The organism is Bordetella genomosp. 13, from assembly GCF_007679965.1.
Classification (GTDB): Bacteria; Pseudomonadota; Gammaproteobacteria; order Burkholderiales; family Burkholderiaceae_B; genus Bordetella.
Map to the genome: position 1 here is coordinate 161206 of NZ_VEHL01000012.1, position 13997 is coordinate 175202.

Annotated in this window: 15 protein-coding genes; 7 read left to right on the plus strand and 8 right to left on the minus strand. The window is 67.3% G+C overall.

The window, feature by feature from the left end; genetic code table 11:
- Positions 1 to 135: 135 nt before the first annotated feature.
- Together FS845_RS24720 and FS845_RS24725 are read left to right on the plus strand one after the other, a co-directional pair.
- Entirely contained in the window at positions 136 to 633 is a 498-nt protein-coding gene (locus tag FS845_RS24720) for a YbaK/EbsC family protein (protein WP_144640681.1), read from the plus strand.
- Positions 634 to 636: 3 nt separating this feature from the next.
- Positions 637 to 1545, plus strand: a complete 909-nt coding sequence (locus FS845_RS24725; protein WP_144640684.1) for a DMT family transporter — start codon at positions 637 to 639, stop codon at positions 1543 to 1545.
- A gap of 97 nt (positions 1546 to 1642) precedes the next feature.
- On the opposite strand, the gene ybgF is transcribed toward FS845_RS24725, so the two are convergent.
- The 8 genes from ybgF to FS845_RS24765 form a co-directional block, all read right to left on the minus strand.
- A complete protein-coding gene (gene ybgF / locus FS845_RS24730; RefSeq protein ID WP_144640688.1) occupies positions 1643 to 2350 on the minus strand; it encodes a tol-pal system protein YbgF in 708 nt (235 codons plus the stop codon).
- 92 nt (positions 2351 to 2442) lie between these two features.
- A complete protein-coding gene (gene pal, locus FS845_RS24735) occupies positions 2443 to 2955 on the minus strand; it encodes a peptidoglycan-associated lipoprotein Pal (RefSeq protein WP_144640691.1) in 513 nt (170 codons plus the stop codon).
- A gap of 32 nt (positions 2956 to 2987) precedes the next feature.
- Complete coding sequence (gene tolB, locus FS845_RS24740) at positions 2988 to 4301, minus strand: Tol-Pal system beta propeller repeat protein TolB (protein WP_144640694.1); 1314 nt, start codon at positions 4299 to 4301, stop codon at positions 2988 to 2990.
- Between the two features lie 16 nt (positions 4302 to 4317).
- The gene (gene tolA / locus FS845_RS24745; protein ID WP_144640697.1) at positions 4318 to 5499 is read right to left on the minus strand and encodes a cell envelope integrity protein TolA; all 1182 of its coding nucleotides are present in this window, start codon (positions 5497 to 5499) and stop codon (positions 4318 to 4320) included.
- Positions 5500 to 5543: 44 nt separating this feature from the next.
- Positions 5544 to 6002 (minus strand): protein TolR, encoded by a 459-nt coding sequence (gene tolR / locus FS845_RS24750; protein WP_144640700.1) that lies wholly within the window; start codon positions 6000 to 6002, stop codon positions 5544 to 5546.
- Complete coding sequence (tolQ, locus tag FS845_RS24755) at positions 6002 to 6682, minus strand: protein TolQ (protein WP_144640702.1); 681 nt, start codon at positions 6680 to 6682, stop codon at positions 6002 to 6004. The genes tolR and tolQ overlap by 1 nt, the downstream gene beginning before the upstream one ends.
- A 6-nt stretch (positions 6683 to 6688) precedes the next feature.
- Positions 6689 to 7114 carry a tol-pal system-associated acyl-CoA thioesterase gene (ybgC, locus tag FS845_RS24760; RefSeq protein ID WP_144640705.1) on the minus strand — a complete coding sequence of 142 codons (426 nt, stop codon included), beginning with the start codon at positions 7112 to 7114 and terminating at the stop codon, positions 6689 to 6691.
- 120 nt (positions 7115 to 7234) lie between these two features.
- Positions 7235 to 8971: a proline--tRNA ligase gene (locus FS845_RS24765; protein ID WP_144640709.1), complete on the minus strand. Its 1737-nt coding sequence runs from the start codon at positions 8969 to 8971 to the stop codon at positions 7235 to 7237.
- Between the two features lie 64 nt (positions 8972 to 9035).
- On the opposite strand from FS845_RS24765, the gene FS845_RS24770 reads away from it, so the two are divergent.
- The 5 genes from FS845_RS24770 (at position 9036) to FS845_RS24790 (ending at position 13974) form a co-directional block, all read left to right on the plus strand.
- Positions 9036 to 9608 (plus strand): RNA pyrophosphohydrolase, encoded by a 573-nt coding sequence (locus FS845_RS24770; RefSeq protein ID WP_144640712.1) that lies wholly within the window; start codon positions 9036 to 9038, stop codon positions 9606 to 9608.
- On the plus strand, positions 9589 to 10275 hold the full coding sequence (locus tag FS845_RS24775; RefSeq protein ID WP_144640715.1) for a response regulator: 687 nt from the start codon (positions 9589 to 9591) through the stop codon (positions 10273 to 10275). The genes FS845_RS24770 and FS845_RS24775 overlap by 20 nt, the downstream gene beginning before the upstream one ends.
- 26 nt (positions 10276 to 10301) lie before the next feature.
- Complete coding sequence (locus FS845_RS24780; RefSeq protein ID WP_144640803.1) at positions 10302 to 11819, plus strand: sensor histidine kinase; 1518 nt, start codon at positions 10302 to 10304, stop codon at positions 11817 to 11819.
- A 127-nt stretch (positions 11820 to 11946) separates the two neighbouring features.
- Entirely contained in the window at positions 11947 to 12444 is a 498-nt protein-coding gene (locus FS845_RS24785) for a tripartite tricarboxylate transporter TctB family protein (protein ID WP_186332414.1), read from the plus strand.
- Positions 12445 to 12447: 3 nt separating this feature from the next.
- A complete protein-coding gene (locus FS845_RS24790) occupies positions 12448 to 13974 on the plus strand; it encodes a tripartite tricarboxylate transporter permease (RefSeq protein WP_144640718.1) in 1527 nt (508 codons plus the stop codon).
- Positions 13975 to 13997: the final 23 nt, after the last annotated feature.

Genomic DNA, 13997 nt, shown 5'->3' on the forward strand with positions numbered 1-13997 from the left:
GGGGCGGGAAGTCGGGCCGAGCCGGAATTCTACCGCCGGCCGCGCGCCGGGTCCGGCCCGCGGTGGGGGTACACTCGACATCCGTTGCCGCCGGCGCTGGACGCCGGCCCTTCCAACGCCCGCCTCACGTTTCCCATGTCGACTGAATCCGCTGTTTCCCTGCCCGAATCCGCGCAGCGCGTCGCGTTGCTGCTGCAGCAGATGGGCCATGACCAGCCCGTAGTGGTGCTGCCGCAGACCGGCAAGACCTCGGCCGAGGCCGCCGCCGGCCTGGGCTGCCAGGTGGCGCAGATCGCCAAGTCCATCATCTTCCGCCGTGCCACCGACGACGCGCCGGTGCTGGTGGTGGCCAGCGGCGTGAACCGCGTGGACGAAGCCAAGGTGGCCGCGCGCGTCGGCCCGCTGGCCAAGGCAGATGCGCGCTTCGTGCGCGAGTCCACCGGTTATGCCATCGGCGGCGTCAGCCCCATCGGGCACCTGGTCAAGCCGGTGATGCTGCTGGACCAGGACTTGTTCCAGTACGACAGCATCTGGGCCGCCGCCGGCCATCCCAACGCCGTCTTTCGCATGACCCCCGGGCAACTGGCGGCCATGACGGGTGCGCCCGTGGCCGACGTCGCGCAGCGCGCCTGAGCCATGGATCTCGTCTGGTTGTGGATTCCCGCCACGCTGGTGGCCGCCGCCGCCCAGGCCGGCCGCAACGCCGTGCAGCGCGGCCTGACCGCCACCCTGGGCACGCTGGGGGCCACTCAGGTGCGCTTCCTGTTCGGCTTTCCGTTCGCGCTGCTGTACCTGCTGATCGTCTGCCTGCTGGCAGGTGAGACCCCGCCCGCCGTCAACACGCCTTTCCTGCTGTTCGTGCTGGCCGGCGCGCTGCTGCAGATCGCCGCCACCGCGCTGATGCTGGCCGCCATGCGCGAGCGCTCGTTCGTGGTGGTCACCGCCTGGACCAAGACCGAGCCGGTACAGGTGGCGCTGTTCGGCTTCGCGGTGCTGGGCGATCCCCTATCGCCCGCCGGCATGCTGGCCGTGGTGCTGGCCACGCTGGGCGTGGTGCTGATGTCGAGCCGGCCCGCGGGCGCCGTGCAGGCCTCCAACTGGCGGCCCGCGCTGCTGGGGCTGCTGTCGGGCGGCGCCTTCGCGCTGTCGTCGGTGTGCTTTCGCGGCGCCATCCTGCGGCTCGATGGCGGCATGTTCGCCGTGCAGGCCACCTGGACGCTGTGTTGGTCGCTGGCAGTGCAGGTGCTGATCCTGATGGCGTGGATGCTGCTGTTCAACCGCCCGCTGCTGCGCGCCTGCGCCGCGGCCTGGCGCGCGTCCATCTGGGGCGGCCTGCTGGGCGCCACGGCCTCGCAGGCCTGGTTCATCGGCTTTGCGCTGACGTCCGCGGCCAACGTGCGCACGCTGGGCCTGGTCGAGGTGCTGTTCGCCCAGGCGCTGTCGCACAAGCTCTTCGCCCATGCGCCCAGCCGCCGCGAGATGGCGGGCATCACGCTGATCGTGGTGGGCGTGCTGTTGCTGCTGCTGGTCGCCGGCCACATGTAGGCAGGCCCGCGCGGCCCGCGGGCAAAAAAAAGCCGACCTCGCGGTCGGCTCTCTTGCCGCCCGCGTCCAGCCGGACGCGGGCGCGGGCAAATCCACTTCACTGCAACAGCTGCAGGCGGCTCTGCGCCGTCTTGGCGGACGGTGTCTGCGGATATTCCGACACGATGCGCTGCAGCGTGGCCTTGGCGCCAGCGCGATTGTTCAGCTCGATCTGGCTGCCGGCAATCACCAGCAGCGCGTCGGGCGCGCGTGCGTCGTTGGGCGCATTCTGCACCAGCGTGTTCAATTGCTCGATGGCGCCCTTGAAGTCCTTCAGGGCATAGCGGCTGCTGCCCAGGTAGAACTGTGCGGACGGCGCCAGCGCACTGTTGGGATACAGCGCGGTGAAGGCGGCGAAGGATTCCGACGCCTCCTTGTACTGCGCCTTGCGGAACAGGTCGATGGCGCCGTCGTAGGCGGTCTGCTCCTGCGGGTCGGCGGCGGACACGCCCGGCGGGTTGCCGGGGTGGTTGTTCTGCTGCTGAGCCTGCTGGCCCTGCTGGGCCGTGGAGGTTTGCTGGCGCGACACCAGTTCCAGCTGATTGCGCAACTGGGCGATCTCCTGCTGCAGCGATTGGAGCTGGTCGGCCAACTGCAGGCGCGCCCGGACGTTCTGTTCGTTCTGCTGCTGAACCTGCTGGCGCAGATCGAGAATGGCCCGGCGGGCTTCATCGTCGGCGAATGCGCTGGCAGGGGCCGCCATTGCGGCAAGGGCAAGGCTGGCGCTCACGGCCAGCATGCGCAAGGTAGGAACTCGGTCTCGCATGGAATTTCCAGAGTGTCAAAGCAAACGTCGGAACGGCCGGTTGACCGTCCCGACGCAGAAGTGGTGGGGCACTCTAAACGTGAAGGTGCTGCTTAGCGCTGATAGTTGATATCGGCGCGGCGGTTTTCAGCAAAGTCAGCTTCCGAGGAACCGGTCGACTTCGGCTTTTCCTTGCCGAAGCTGATGGTTTCGATCTGGCCGTCGCTGACGCCCACCAGGGTCATCATGCGGCGGACAGCGTCGGCGCGACGCTGGCCCAGGGCCAGGTTGTACTCGGAGCCGCCGCGTTCGTCGGTGTTGCCTTCGATGCGGATGCGTTGCTGCGGGTGCGAGGACAGGTAACGGGCGTGGGTTTCCACCAGGCCGCGGTACTGGTCCGACACGGTATAGCTGTCGAAGTCAAAGTAAACCGAGCGCTGTTGCGCCAGGATGCTTTGCGGGTTGAAGGGATCCAGGATCTGGCCGGTACCAGCGGTACCGCCGGTCGTGCCCTGGCCGGTGCCAGTTCCTTGACCGGCCGTTTCGTCGAGAGGGACGGAGCTGCAAGCGGCCAGTGCGGCGGCCATTGCGGCAATGGTAAGGCTCTTGGCAATGCGCGACTTCATGGTAGTTCCTTTGAAAAGAGAGTCACACGTGTTTATCGGGTAAATGGGCCCCACGTAGGTTCACGTATTTCCCCGTTCAGGACAGACAAGGTCTGCCGCACGCGGCCATCGCTCGAGACTCCTGCCAGCACGCTACGTCCTCCTTGTACAGCAGCGTAGAGGACCTGCATGCCATTCGGAGCGAAGCTTGGCGACTGATCATCTTGACCGTCAGTCAGCAAGTTTTCGGCACCTGAGGACAGGTTCAGCGAAGCGATACGAAACGCGCCATCTCGTCTTGCAACGTACAGCAGCGTCGATCCATCGGGGGAAATTCGGGGTGAGATGTTGTAACCACCATTTAGCGTCAGGCGGCGCGCGTCGCCGCCGTCCAGGCCGGTCTGGTAGATCTGCGGACCGCCGCTGCGGTCGCTGGTGAAGATGATGGAGCGGCCGTCGGGCGTGAAGCTCGGTTCGGTATCGATGCCGGGCGAACGCGTGACGCGGCGCATGTTCGAGCCGCCGGCGGCATTGACCACGTAGATCTGCGACAGGCCGTCGCGCGTCAGGGCCACGGCCAACTGCGTGCCGTCCGGCGACCAGGCGGGCGCGCTGTTGTTGCCCTTGAAGTTGGCCACGGGCACCTGGGCGCTGGTGGACAGGTTCTGCACGTACACCACCGGCTTGCCGGTGTGGAAGCTCACGTAGGCCAGCCGCTGGCCGTCCGGCGACCACTTCGGCGAGATGATCGGTTCACGCGAACGCAGGGCCACCTGCGGATTCTGGCCGTCGGCGTCGGCGACCTGCAGCTCGTAGGTATTACCTTGTTTCAGCACATAGGCGATGCGTGTGGAGAAAACGCCACGCACGCCCGTGATCTTTTCGTAGATGCGATCGGCGATCTGGTGCGCCACGCGGCGCAGTTCCTGCTCGGTGCCCGAGAACGCCACGCCGTCCAGCTGGTTCTTCTGGATGGTGTCGGCCAGGCGGTAGCGGATGTCGTAGCGGCCGTCGGCGCCACGGGAAATGCTGCCGTAGGCCAGGAAGTCGGCGCCCTTGCCGCGCCAGTCGTCGTGCGCGATGGGGCTGTCCACCGTCAGGCCGGAGCCCGCGGCGTTGACCAGGCGGAACTGGCCGGTGCGGGTCAGGTCGGCGCGGATCACGTCGGCCAGCGCGCGGCCGCGCGCGTCGTCGCCGGCGAGGTCGGCGATGGCCACCGGATATTGCGTGGCGCCCGTGCCCGAGATGTCCACGCGCAGCTGCGCGCGCGCGGGATGCCAGGCCAGCAGGGCGGCCAGCAGCATCACGAGCGCAAGGCCATGCTTACGCAGAATCTCCGCTGGGGGGATGCGGAAGGCGGATGTCATGGTCGGCAATCTCCTGTCAGTACATTTGGTACACAACGTCGATGACGGGTTCGTAGCGGCCCGTCGACGGCTTGGGGAAGGGGTTGCAGCGCCGGATACCGGTCTCGACCGCGCGGTCGAAGCCCGTGATGCCGGACGAGCGGGTCAGCGTGACGCCTGTCACTCTCCCGTCAGAACCTAACTGTACCCGGTATTCCGCCGTCGGATTGGACGATCCGCGCGGGGGAGTCGGATAGGACACGCCGGGCTGCACGCAGGCGCGAACCTTGGCGCCGTAGCCGTCGTCGCGGCCGCCGCCCGCCTGGTTGCGGTCGGCGGTGCCGCCCGGCAGGCCAGCGGCGCCCATGGCGTCGTTGCGGAAAGCGTCGCGCAGCGCCTGGTCGGCCGCGGCCTTCTTCTCGGCGGCGGCTTTCTTTTCGGCGGCCAGTTTCTCGGCCGCGGCTTTTTCGGCGGCGGCCTTCTTGGCGGCGTCTTCCTTGGCCTTCTTCTCGGCGGCCAGTTTCTCGGCAGCCGCCTTCTCGGCGGCGGCTTTCTCGGCCGCGGCCTTCTTCTCGGCGGCGGCCTTTTCCGCGGCGGCCTTCTCGGCAGCCACCTTTTCGGCGGCGGCCTTCTCCGCGGCAGCCTTTTCGGCGGCAGCCTTGTCGGCCGCGGCCTTCTCGGCAGCCGCCTTCTGCGCGGCGGCTTTTTCCGCGGCCGCCTTCTCGTCGGCCAGGCGCTGCTTTTCCTTCAGTTCGGCCTGCTTGCGTTCCTCTTCCAGGCGCGCCTTTTCCTTGGCGGCCTCGGCAGCCTGGCGCTGCTTTTCTTCCTGCTCGCGCTTCTTGCGCGCCTCTTCCAGCGCGATCTCGGGATCGGGCTGCTCGGGCGGCTGCACCGTCGGCTTGGGCGGCGTGGGCGTGGGCTGGGGCGGTGCGGGCGGCGGCGTCGGCGTGGGTTCGGGTTCGGGCTGCGGTTTGGGCGGCGTGGGTTGCGGATCCGGCGGCGGCTTGTTCGGCGTGGGCGGCGGCGAATCAGGGCTGTCGCCCTTGGCCCATAGCTCGACCTGTACCGGCCCGGGGTTCTCGGTATGCCAGTTCAGGCCGAGGACGAGGGCGAGCACCAGCAGCAGGTGCGCCAGGACCGCCAGGCCAAGGCCTTTCGCGTTGTCCTTGGAGGCGGCGGGATCCTGCGGGCCGTTGCGTTGGGAAGAGGGTGGCGTCATGGGCGAGTGAGAGGGGCCGTGGGGCCGTACCGGTTCGGGGCGCGTCAGCGCCGGCGGGCGGGCTGCTGGGCGGCGGAGCCGCCGCCCTGGTCGACGAGCAGGCCCAGGCGGGTGATGCCGCTGGTACGCAGTTCGTCCATCACCTGCACCACGGATTCATACGGCGCCTTGCCGTCGGCGGCGATCACCACGGGCGTGTCGGCCGTGATGCGCGAGCGCACCTCGGAGACCAGCGCGGTGCGGGCGATGTCCTGCGGCGTGGCGCCGGCTTCGCGCATGCGCAGGGCGATCTTGCCGTCCTGGCCGATCTGGACTTCGAGCGGCTTGACCGGCACCTGGGCCGCCTGGCCGACCGAGGGCAGCTCGATCAGGCCGGGGGTGATCAGCGGGGCGGTCACCATGAAGATGACCAGCAGCACCAGCATCACGTCGATGTACGGCACCACGTTGATGTCGGCCTTCATCTTGCGGCCGTGCCGGCCGCCGGAGCGCAGGGAACCCATCAGCGCACCTGCCGTTGCAGGATGTTCAGGAACTCGTCGACGAAGCTGTCGAAGCGGATCGACAGGCGATCGATGTCGTTGGTGAAGCGGTTGTAGGCGACCACCGCGGGGATGGCGGCGAACAGGCCGATGGCCGTGGCGATCAGGGCTTCGGCAATGCCGGGGGCCACCGAGGCCAGCGTGGCCTGCTGCATGTTCGACAGGCCGATGAACGCGTGCATGATGCCCCACACCGTGCCCAGCAGACCGATGTACGGGCTGACCGAACCGGTCGAGGCCAGGAAGTTCAGGTGCGATTCCAGCGAGTCCATCTCACGCTGGTAGGCGGCGCGCATGGCGCGGCGCGGGCCGTCCAGCGCGGCGTTGACGTCGCCCGTGGGCGTGTTGCGGCGCGCCTTCATGAATTCGGTCATGCCGGCATCGAAGATGCGGGCCAGCGCGCCTTGCTCGTCGCGGCGGCTGGACACGGCCTGCTGCAGCACCGACAGGTCGCCGCCCGACCAGAAGTCGTCCTCGAAGCGCAGCGTCTGGCGATGCGCGCGGCGGATGGCGATGCGCTTGGCGAAGATGTAGGTCCAGGACATGATGGAGATCACCAGCAGGATCAGCATGATCAGCTGAACGGGGATGCTGGCGTGCGAGATCAGCGAGATCAGCGACATGTCGGCGGAGGGTTGCATGGATATCTATCCCTGGATGGATTTCAGTTTGTCGTGGACGTCGCCGGACAGTTCGGCTGGCCGCAAATGAGTCGTGTCTACGCAGCAGACTTGGATGCCGCCTTCGGCGAGCAGTTCCCCGTCGCGCTCCGCGCGCTGGGCGAAGTGTATCGAAGCGCGGCCCACTCGGGTGATCCTGCTGCGGATGGTGATGAGGTCGTCCAGGCGCGCCGGCTTGCGGTAGCGCATATCCAGCGAATGGACGACGAAGACCCGGCCGGTCCGGCCCGTCAGTTCCGACTGGTTGAAGCCGAGCGCCCGCAGCCATTCGGTGCGGGCGCGTTCGAAGAACTTCAGGTAATTGGCATAGAAGACGATTCCCGCGGCGTCCGTGTCTTCGTAGTAGACACGCACGCGCAGCAGGAATTCGTCGGCGGACGTCGGTTCGGTCACGATAACGATATAGGCCTACGGGTATTGCGGGCACCCCAAAGGGATGTCTTCATGCGGCGCACTCCGGTATTCCCCCTTGGGGCGGCCCGGCGGGCGAATAGGGATGCCAAGGGCGCGATATTACAGCGTATCCAGGCGGTCGAGGGTCTGCTGCAGCGCCTGGTCGGCGGGAATGCGGCTGGCCTCGGTGTCCCGGCGTGCCTGCAATTCGACCACGCCCTCTTTCAATCCGCGCTCTCCAACTGTTACGCGCAGCGGCACGCCGATCAGTTCCCATTCGGCGAACATGACGCCCGGGCGGGCATCGCGGTCGTCCAGGATGACGTCCACGCCGCGAGCACGCAGGTCTTCGTACAGGCGCGTGGCGGTGTCACGGACGGTTTCACTCTTGCCCCAGCCCACCGGGCAGATCACCACCTCGAAGGGGGCGATTGCGCGCGGCCACAGGATGCCGCGCTCGTCGTGGTTCTGCTCGATGGCGGCGCCCGCGATACGGGTGACGCCGATGCCGTAGCAGCCCATCTCCAGCAGCGCCGGCTTGCCGTTGGCGTCCAGGAAGGTGGCCTTCAGGGCGTCGGAGTACTTGGTGCCCAGGTAGAACACGTGTCCCACCTCGATGCCGCGCTGGATGGCCAGCGTGCCCTTGCCATCGGGCGCGGGATCGCCCGCCACCACGTTGCGCAGGTCGGCCACGGCCTCGGGCTCGGGCAGGTCGCGGCCCCAGTTCATGCCGGTGTAGTGGTAATCCTCGCGGTTGGCGCCGCAGACGAAATCGGCCATGTTGGCCACCGTGCGGTCGGCGATCACGCGCACCGGACGCGCCGTCTTCAGCGGACCCAGGTAACCGGGCTTGCAGCCGAAGTGCTCGACGATCTCGGCCTCGGTGGCGAAGCGGTGACCCTTCAGGCCGGCCAGCTTGCCGACCTTCACTTCGTTCATCTCGTGGTCGCCGCGCAGCAGCAGCAGCCAGATCTGGGCCGGCTCGCCTTCCTTTTCGGCATCCGTGGCCAGCACGATGGACTTGATGGTGCGTTCCAGCGGCAGGCCCAGCAGCCTAGCCACGTCCTCGCATTTGGCGGCGCCGGGCGTGGGCGTTTCCTGCAGGGCCTCGGCGGGCGCGGCGCGCTCGGCCAGCAGCGACACGGCCTCGGCCAGCTCGATGTTGGCGGCGTAGGCGGAGTCGGGGTTGTACACGATCAGGTCTTCGCCGGTGTCGGCGATCACCTGGAATTCATGGCTGCGCGTGCCGCCGATCGAGCCGGTATCGGCCGCCACGGCGCGGAACTCCAGCCCCAGGCGCTCGAAGATGCGCATGTAGGCGGCGTACATGTTGTCGTAGCTCTTCTGGGCGCCGGCCTCGTCGCGATCGAACGAGTAGGCGTCCTTCATGGTGAATTCGCGGCCGCGCATCAGGCCGAAGCGCGGGCGGCGCTCGTCCCGGAACTTGGTCTGGATGTGATAGAAGTTCACCGGCAGCTGGCGGTAGCTGTGGATCTCGTTGCGGGCGATGTCCGTGATCACCTCTTCCGAGGTCGGCTGCAGTACGAAGTCGCGGTCATGGCGGTCCTTCATGCGCAGCAGTTCGGCGCCGTACAGCGTCCAGCGGCCGGACTCCTGCCACAGCTCGGCGGGCTGGACCACCGGCATCAGCAGTTCCAGGGCGCCGGCGGCATTCATTTCCTCGCGGACGATGCCTTCGATCTTGCGGATCACCCGCAGGCCCACGGGCATGTACGTGTAGATGCCCCCGGCCAGCTTGCGGATCATCCCGGCGCGCGTCATCAGCTGGTGGCTGATGACTTCTGCCTCGGCGGGGGCTTCTTTCAGGGTGTTCAGATGGTAGTGGGAAGCGCGCATAGATTGAGGGGATACCAGTACGTATAATCGACCGTAATTGTATTGAATTCGGTGGGGGTGGCCCATGCTTGATCGCGAAGGCTACCGTCCCAATGTCGGCATCATTCTCGTCAACGGCAAAAACGAGGTCTTTTGGGGCAAGCGGATCCGGGAACATGCCTGGCAATTCCCGCAGGGTGGCATCAAGCACGGGGAGAGCCCCGTGCAGGCCATGTATCGCGAACTCCATGAAGAAGTGGGCCTCAAGCCCGAGCATGTCCGCATTCTGGGACGTACACGTGACTGGCTGCGTTACAATGTTCCGGACCACTTCGTCCGGCGCGAATGGCGCGGCCACTATAAAGGACAAAAGCAGATCTGGTTCCTGCTGCGCATGGTCGGCCGCGATTGCGACGTCTGCCTGCGCGCTACGCAGCATCCCGAGTTCGACGCCTGGCGCTGGAGCCAATATTGGGTGCCGCTGGATGCGGTCATCGAGTTCAAGCGCGAGGTCTACACCCAGGCGCTGAACGAGCTGTCCTCCATTCTGTTCCGCCGGCACCACGAAACCCGCTACCTGCGCCAGCGCGTGCACGGTCCGCGTTCTTCAGAAATTCCTTCCGCCGAAAGCGACGGTCATGCGCATATTGTTGGTTGAAGACGAGCGGGACATGGCCTCCTGGCTGGTCCGCGCCCTGACGCAAAGCGGGTTTCTGCCCGACCACGCGCCCGACGCGCGCACGGCCGAGGGGCTCATGGCCGGCAACGAGTACGACGCCATCGTGCTCGACCTGCGCCTGCCCGACAAGCACGGCCTGGCGCTGCTGCGCGAAATGCGCAACCGCGACGACCGCACGCCGGTGCTGCTGCTCACCGCGCAGGGCGGCCTGCAGGATCGCGTGCGCGGCCTGAACCTGGGCGCCGACGATTTCCTCACCAAGCCCTTCGCCCTCGAAGAACTCGAGGCGCGCATCACCGCGCTGGTGCGGCGCAGCCGCGGCCGCCAGCATCCGCGCCTGCAGTGCGGCTCGCTGTCCTACGACAGCGAAAGCCGCGCGTTCACGCTGGACGGCACGTTGCTGTTCCTCACGCCCCGCGAGCACGCGGCGCTGGCCGCGCTGCTCACGCGCAGCGGCTACCCCGTGGACAAGACCCACCTGTTCGGCAAGGTCTTCACCCAGGAAAGCGAGGCCAACCTCGACGCCATCGAGGTCGTGCTGCACCGCCTGCGCAAGAAGCTCACCGGCAGCGACGTGCGCATCGTCACGGTGCGCGGCCTGGGCTACATGCTGGAAAGCATCGCGCGCGAACCCACCGAGCCGTGAGCACCCTCAAGGCCCGGTGGCTGCGGATGCCGTTGCCCGGCATCCGGGCCGTGCTCATCACGCTGCTGATGCCGGGCGTCATCCTGCTGCTGGTCATCGACAGCTGGAACGACTACCGCACGCTGTCCACCATCACCAACGAAGCCTACGATTCGGCGCTGCTGGAGCCCGCGCGCGTGCTCGAGAGCAGCGTCGAGTTCTCGCAGGACGGCGACCTGCAGGTCGCCACGCCGCTGTATGCGCAGGTCATGCTCGAGTCGCGCGCCGGCCTGCGCAAGTATTTCCGCATCGAAGAGATCGATCCGCCGCTGGAGGCGGGCAAAGGCGTCGATCCGCCCAGGTATGGCCGCACGCTGGCCGGCATGCCCGAGATGCCGCGCCTGCCTTATTGGCCCAAGGGCAACGGCGACCCGCTGTTCTTCGATGCCGTCTACCGCAACGATCCCGTGCGCGCGGTGGCCGTGCTGCGCGACCTGTACTACCGCGGGCAGCACAGGCAGGTGTTGGTGGTGGTGGCCGAAAGCATCGGCAAGCGCCAGGCCGCCGAAGCCAGCGCGCAGCGCCAGGAGATCCTGCGCGACGCCCGCATGCTGGCGCTGGTGACGCTGCTGGTGTGGTGGGGCGTGGTGTGGGCGGTGCGCCCGCTGGTGCGGTTGCGCAACGACGTGCGCTCGCGCCGTCCCGATGACTTGACCCCGCTCGACTCCACTCGCGTGCCCAGCGAAGTCACGCCGCTGGTCGAGGCCGTCAATCACCACATCGCGCGCTACCGGCGCGTGCTGGACGAGCAGTCGCAGTTCCTGGCCGATGCCTCGCATCAGCTGCGCACGCCGCTGGCCATCATGCTGACGCAGGCGCAGTACGCGCTGCGCGAGCCCGACCCCGTGCGCGCGCAGGAAGGCCTGCGCGCCATCGTCGACCAACTGGGCCGCACGCGCCGCCTCACCGAGCAGCTGCTGTCGCTGGCCCATGCCAACCAGGGCGAGGCCACGCCGCGCCAGCGACTCGATCTCAACGACGTGGCGCGCGAGGTCGTGCTGCAGCACCTGCCGCTGGCGCACGAGCGCCAGCAGGACCTGGGCTGGGTCGATGCGCGCGGCGAAGAGGAGCAGGCGCAACCGGACGACGTGCACGAAGATGTCGTGCCGGTGTGGGGCAGCGAGGCCGAGCTGCACGAGGCCCTGTCCAACCTGGTCCACAACGCGATCCGCTACGCGCCCGTCGGCGCCCGGATCACGGTCTCGGTGGTCCGCCATGCCGAGCGCGGCGAGGTCATCGTGTCCGACAACGGACCGGGTATCGCGGCCGCGCTGCGCAAGCGCGCGTTCGCGCGCTTCGACCGCGTCGGCGCCGACCGATCGCATGCCGCCAGCGGTTCGGGCCTGGGCCTGTCCATCGCGCGCGCCTACGCGCGGCGCAACGATGGCGACATCGAACTGCGCGACGGCGAGCCCAATGCCGACGGCGGTTTCGGCCTGGCCGCCGCTTTATGGATGCCGCTTATCAGGGATTTCCCGAGCATTCAGGAACCCGACAGCGCGTAGAAAGCGAATCACCAGCTTCACTCCGTATTCTCCTCGCGATCCCTTGGATTCCAACGGATTGCTGCGTCCTGTCGCTCGAGGACGCCGGTACTACGAATGAGCGCGCCAGCACGCGCGAGGAGGAGATATGCAGCAAGCTGCATCATTCAAGAAGGACTATTACGGCGGCGCCCTGATGGTTCTCATCGGGTTGTCCGCCATCTATGCGGCCTTCAACTACCACATCGGTTCGCTCTCGCACATGGGCCCCGGTTTCTTTCCGGCATCCATCGGCGGCCTGCTGGCGTTCACGGGCCTGTTGATCGCCGCGTCCGCGCGTGGCCAGAAGCAGAAGGCCGCGGCGAAGGAGGGCGGCGAAGAAGCTCCGCTGCACGCGCATCCCACCGATTTCCCCGACCTGCGCGGCGCCGTTTGCATCATCGGCGGCACGCTGGCCTTCCTGTTGTTCGGCGAATACGGCGGCCTGCTGCCCGCCACGTTCTTCGCCGTGTTCATCTGCGGCCTGGGCGATCGCACCAACACCATCAAGCAGGTCCTGCTGCTGTCGGTGGCCATGTGCGTCATCGCCACCGTCGTCTTCTGGTGGGCGCTGCAACTGCAGCTTCCGCTGTTCACCTGGGGTTGAGCCATGATCTCGCAATCCTTGCATGACCTCTGGTTCGGCTTCGGCGTCGCGTTCCAGCTCCACAACCTGATGTGGTCGTTCTTCGGCGTGCTGGTCGGCAACCTCATCGGGGTGCTGCCGGGCATGGGCGCGTTGTCGGCCATCTCGATCCTGCTGCCGCTCACGTACGTGATGCAGCCCGTGCCCGCCATCCTGATGCTGGCCGGCATCTTCTACGGCTCGCAGTACGGCGGCGCCATCGGCGCCATCCTGCTGAATCTGCCTTCGCATCCGCCGCACGCGGTGACCTGCCTGGACGGCTATCCGCTCACGCGGCAGGGCAAGGGCGGAACGGCGCTGGGCATCACGATGATCTGCTCGTTCTTCGCGGCATCGGTGGGCATCATCGTGATGATCTTCGCCTCGCCGCTATTGGTCGAGATCGCGTTCAAGTTCGGCCCGACCGAAATCTTCTCCATCATGCTGCTGGGCCTGCTTGCCGGCGCCACCATGTCGCGCGGCTCGCCGCTCAAGGGCGTGGCCATGACGCTGTTCGGCCTGCTGTGCGGCTGTGTCGGCACCGACGTCAACACCGGCACCATCCGCTTCTCGTTCGGCCTGATCGACCTGTCCGACGGCCTGGAACTGGTGGCGATTTCCATGGGCCTGTTCGGCGTGGCGGACTTCCTCATGAGCGCCAACCGCATGGCCGCCATCAGCACCAACACCAAGCTGCGCGTGCGCGACATGCGGCCCAGCAAGGCCGAGATGAAAGAGGCCTTCCTGCCGATGGTGCGCGGCACGCTGGTGGGCACGCTGTTCGGCGCCATGCCCGGCACGGGTCCCACCATCACCACGTTCGTGTCCTATGCGCTGGAACGCAAGATCTCGCGCACGCCCGAGAAATTCGGCACCGGCATGATCGCGGGCGTGGCCTCGCCCGAAGCTTCCTCGCACTCGAAGACGCAGGTCGACTTCATCCCGACCATGAGCCTGGGCATCCCCGGCGACGCTGTCATGGCGCTGATCCTGGGCGCGCTGCTGATCCAGGGCATCCAGCCCGGTCCGCAGCTGATCACCGAGCACCCGGACATCTTCTGGGGCCTGATCGCCAGCTTCTGGATCGGCAACCTGCTGCTGATGGTGCTGAACGTGCCGCTGATCGGCGTATGGGTCAAGCTGCTGCAGGTGCCGTACCGCTACCTGTTCCCGTCCGCGCTGTTCTTCATCGCGGTGGGCGTGTACAGCACGCAGAACAGCCTCTTCCAGATCTGGGAAGTGCTCGCCTTCGGCGTGATCGGCGCCATCCTGATGTGGCTCGAGTTCTCGGTCGCCCCGATCCTGCTGGGCTTCGTGCTGGGCCCCATGGTCGAGGAAAACTTCCGCCGTGCCCTGCTGTTGTCGCGCGGCGACATGATGATCTTCCTGGACCGCCCCATCAGCGCCTGGTTCGTCGGCGCCAGCTTCCTGCTGATCGCGCTGCAGATTGGGGCGCACGTGCGCCGCGTCCTGCGCCGCAGGAAAGACGCCCAGGTGGTGCAACCGGCTTGATTCGAGGGCCGCTGCCCGCGGGA

Excerpts from the sequence above, each read along its gene's own strand:
- tolR (WP_144640700.1), bottom strand. The coding sequence starts at position 6,002 with ATGGGTTCCCTGCGCTCCGGCGGCCGGCACGGCCGCAAGATGAAGGCC.
- pal (WP_144640691.1), bottom strand. The coding sequence starts at position 2,955 with ATGAAGTCGCGCATTGCCAAGAGCCTTACCATTGCCGCAATGGCCGCC.
- FS845_RS24770 (WP_144640712.1), top strand. The coding sequence starts at position 9,036 with ATGCTTGATCGCGAAGGCTACCGTCCCAATGTCGGCATCATTCTCGTC.
- tolQ (WP_144640702.1), bottom strand. The coding sequence starts at position 6,682 with ATGCAACCCTCCGCCGACATGTCGCTGATCTCGCTGATCTCGCACGCC.
- FS845_RS24765 (WP_144640709.1), bottom strand. The coding sequence starts at position 8,971 with ATGCGCGCTTCCCACTACCATCTGAACACCCTGAAAGAAGCCCCCGCC.
- FS845_RS24780 (WP_144640803.1), top strand. The coding sequence starts at position 10,302 with ATGCCGTTGCCCGGCATCCGGGCCGTGCTCATCACGCTGCTGATGCCG.
- FS845_RS24785 (WP_186332414.1), top strand. The coding sequence starts at position 11,947 with ATGCAGCAAGCTGCATCATTCAAGAAGGACTATTACGGCGGCGCCCTG.
- FS845_RS24720 (WP_144640681.1), top strand. The coding sequence starts at position 136 with ATGTCGACTGAATCCGCTGTTTCCCTGCCCGAATCCGCGCAGCGCGTC.
- ybgF (WP_144640688.1), bottom strand. The coding sequence starts at position 2,350 with ATGCGAGACCGAGTTCCTACCTTGCGCATGCTGGCCGTGAGCGCCAGC.
- FS845_RS24725 (WP_144640684.1), top strand. The coding sequence starts at position 637 with ATGGATCTCGTCTGGTTGTGGATTCCCGCCACGCTGGTGGCCGCCGCC.
- FS845_RS24790 (WP_144640718.1), top strand. The coding sequence starts at position 12,448 with ATGATCTCGCAATCCTTGCATGACCTCTGGTTCGGCTTCGGCGTCGCG.
- FS845_RS24775 (WP_144640715.1), top strand. The coding sequence starts at position 9,589 with ATGCGCATATTGTTGGTTGAAGACGAGCGGGACATGGCCTCCTGGCTG.
- tolB (WP_144640694.1), bottom strand. The coding sequence starts at position 4,301 with ATGACATCCGCCTTCCGCATCCCCCCAGCGGAGATTCTGCGTAAGCAT.
- tolA (WP_144640697.1), bottom strand. The coding sequence starts at position 5,499 with ATGACGCCACCCTCTTCCCAACGCAACGGCCCGCAGGATCCCGCCGCC.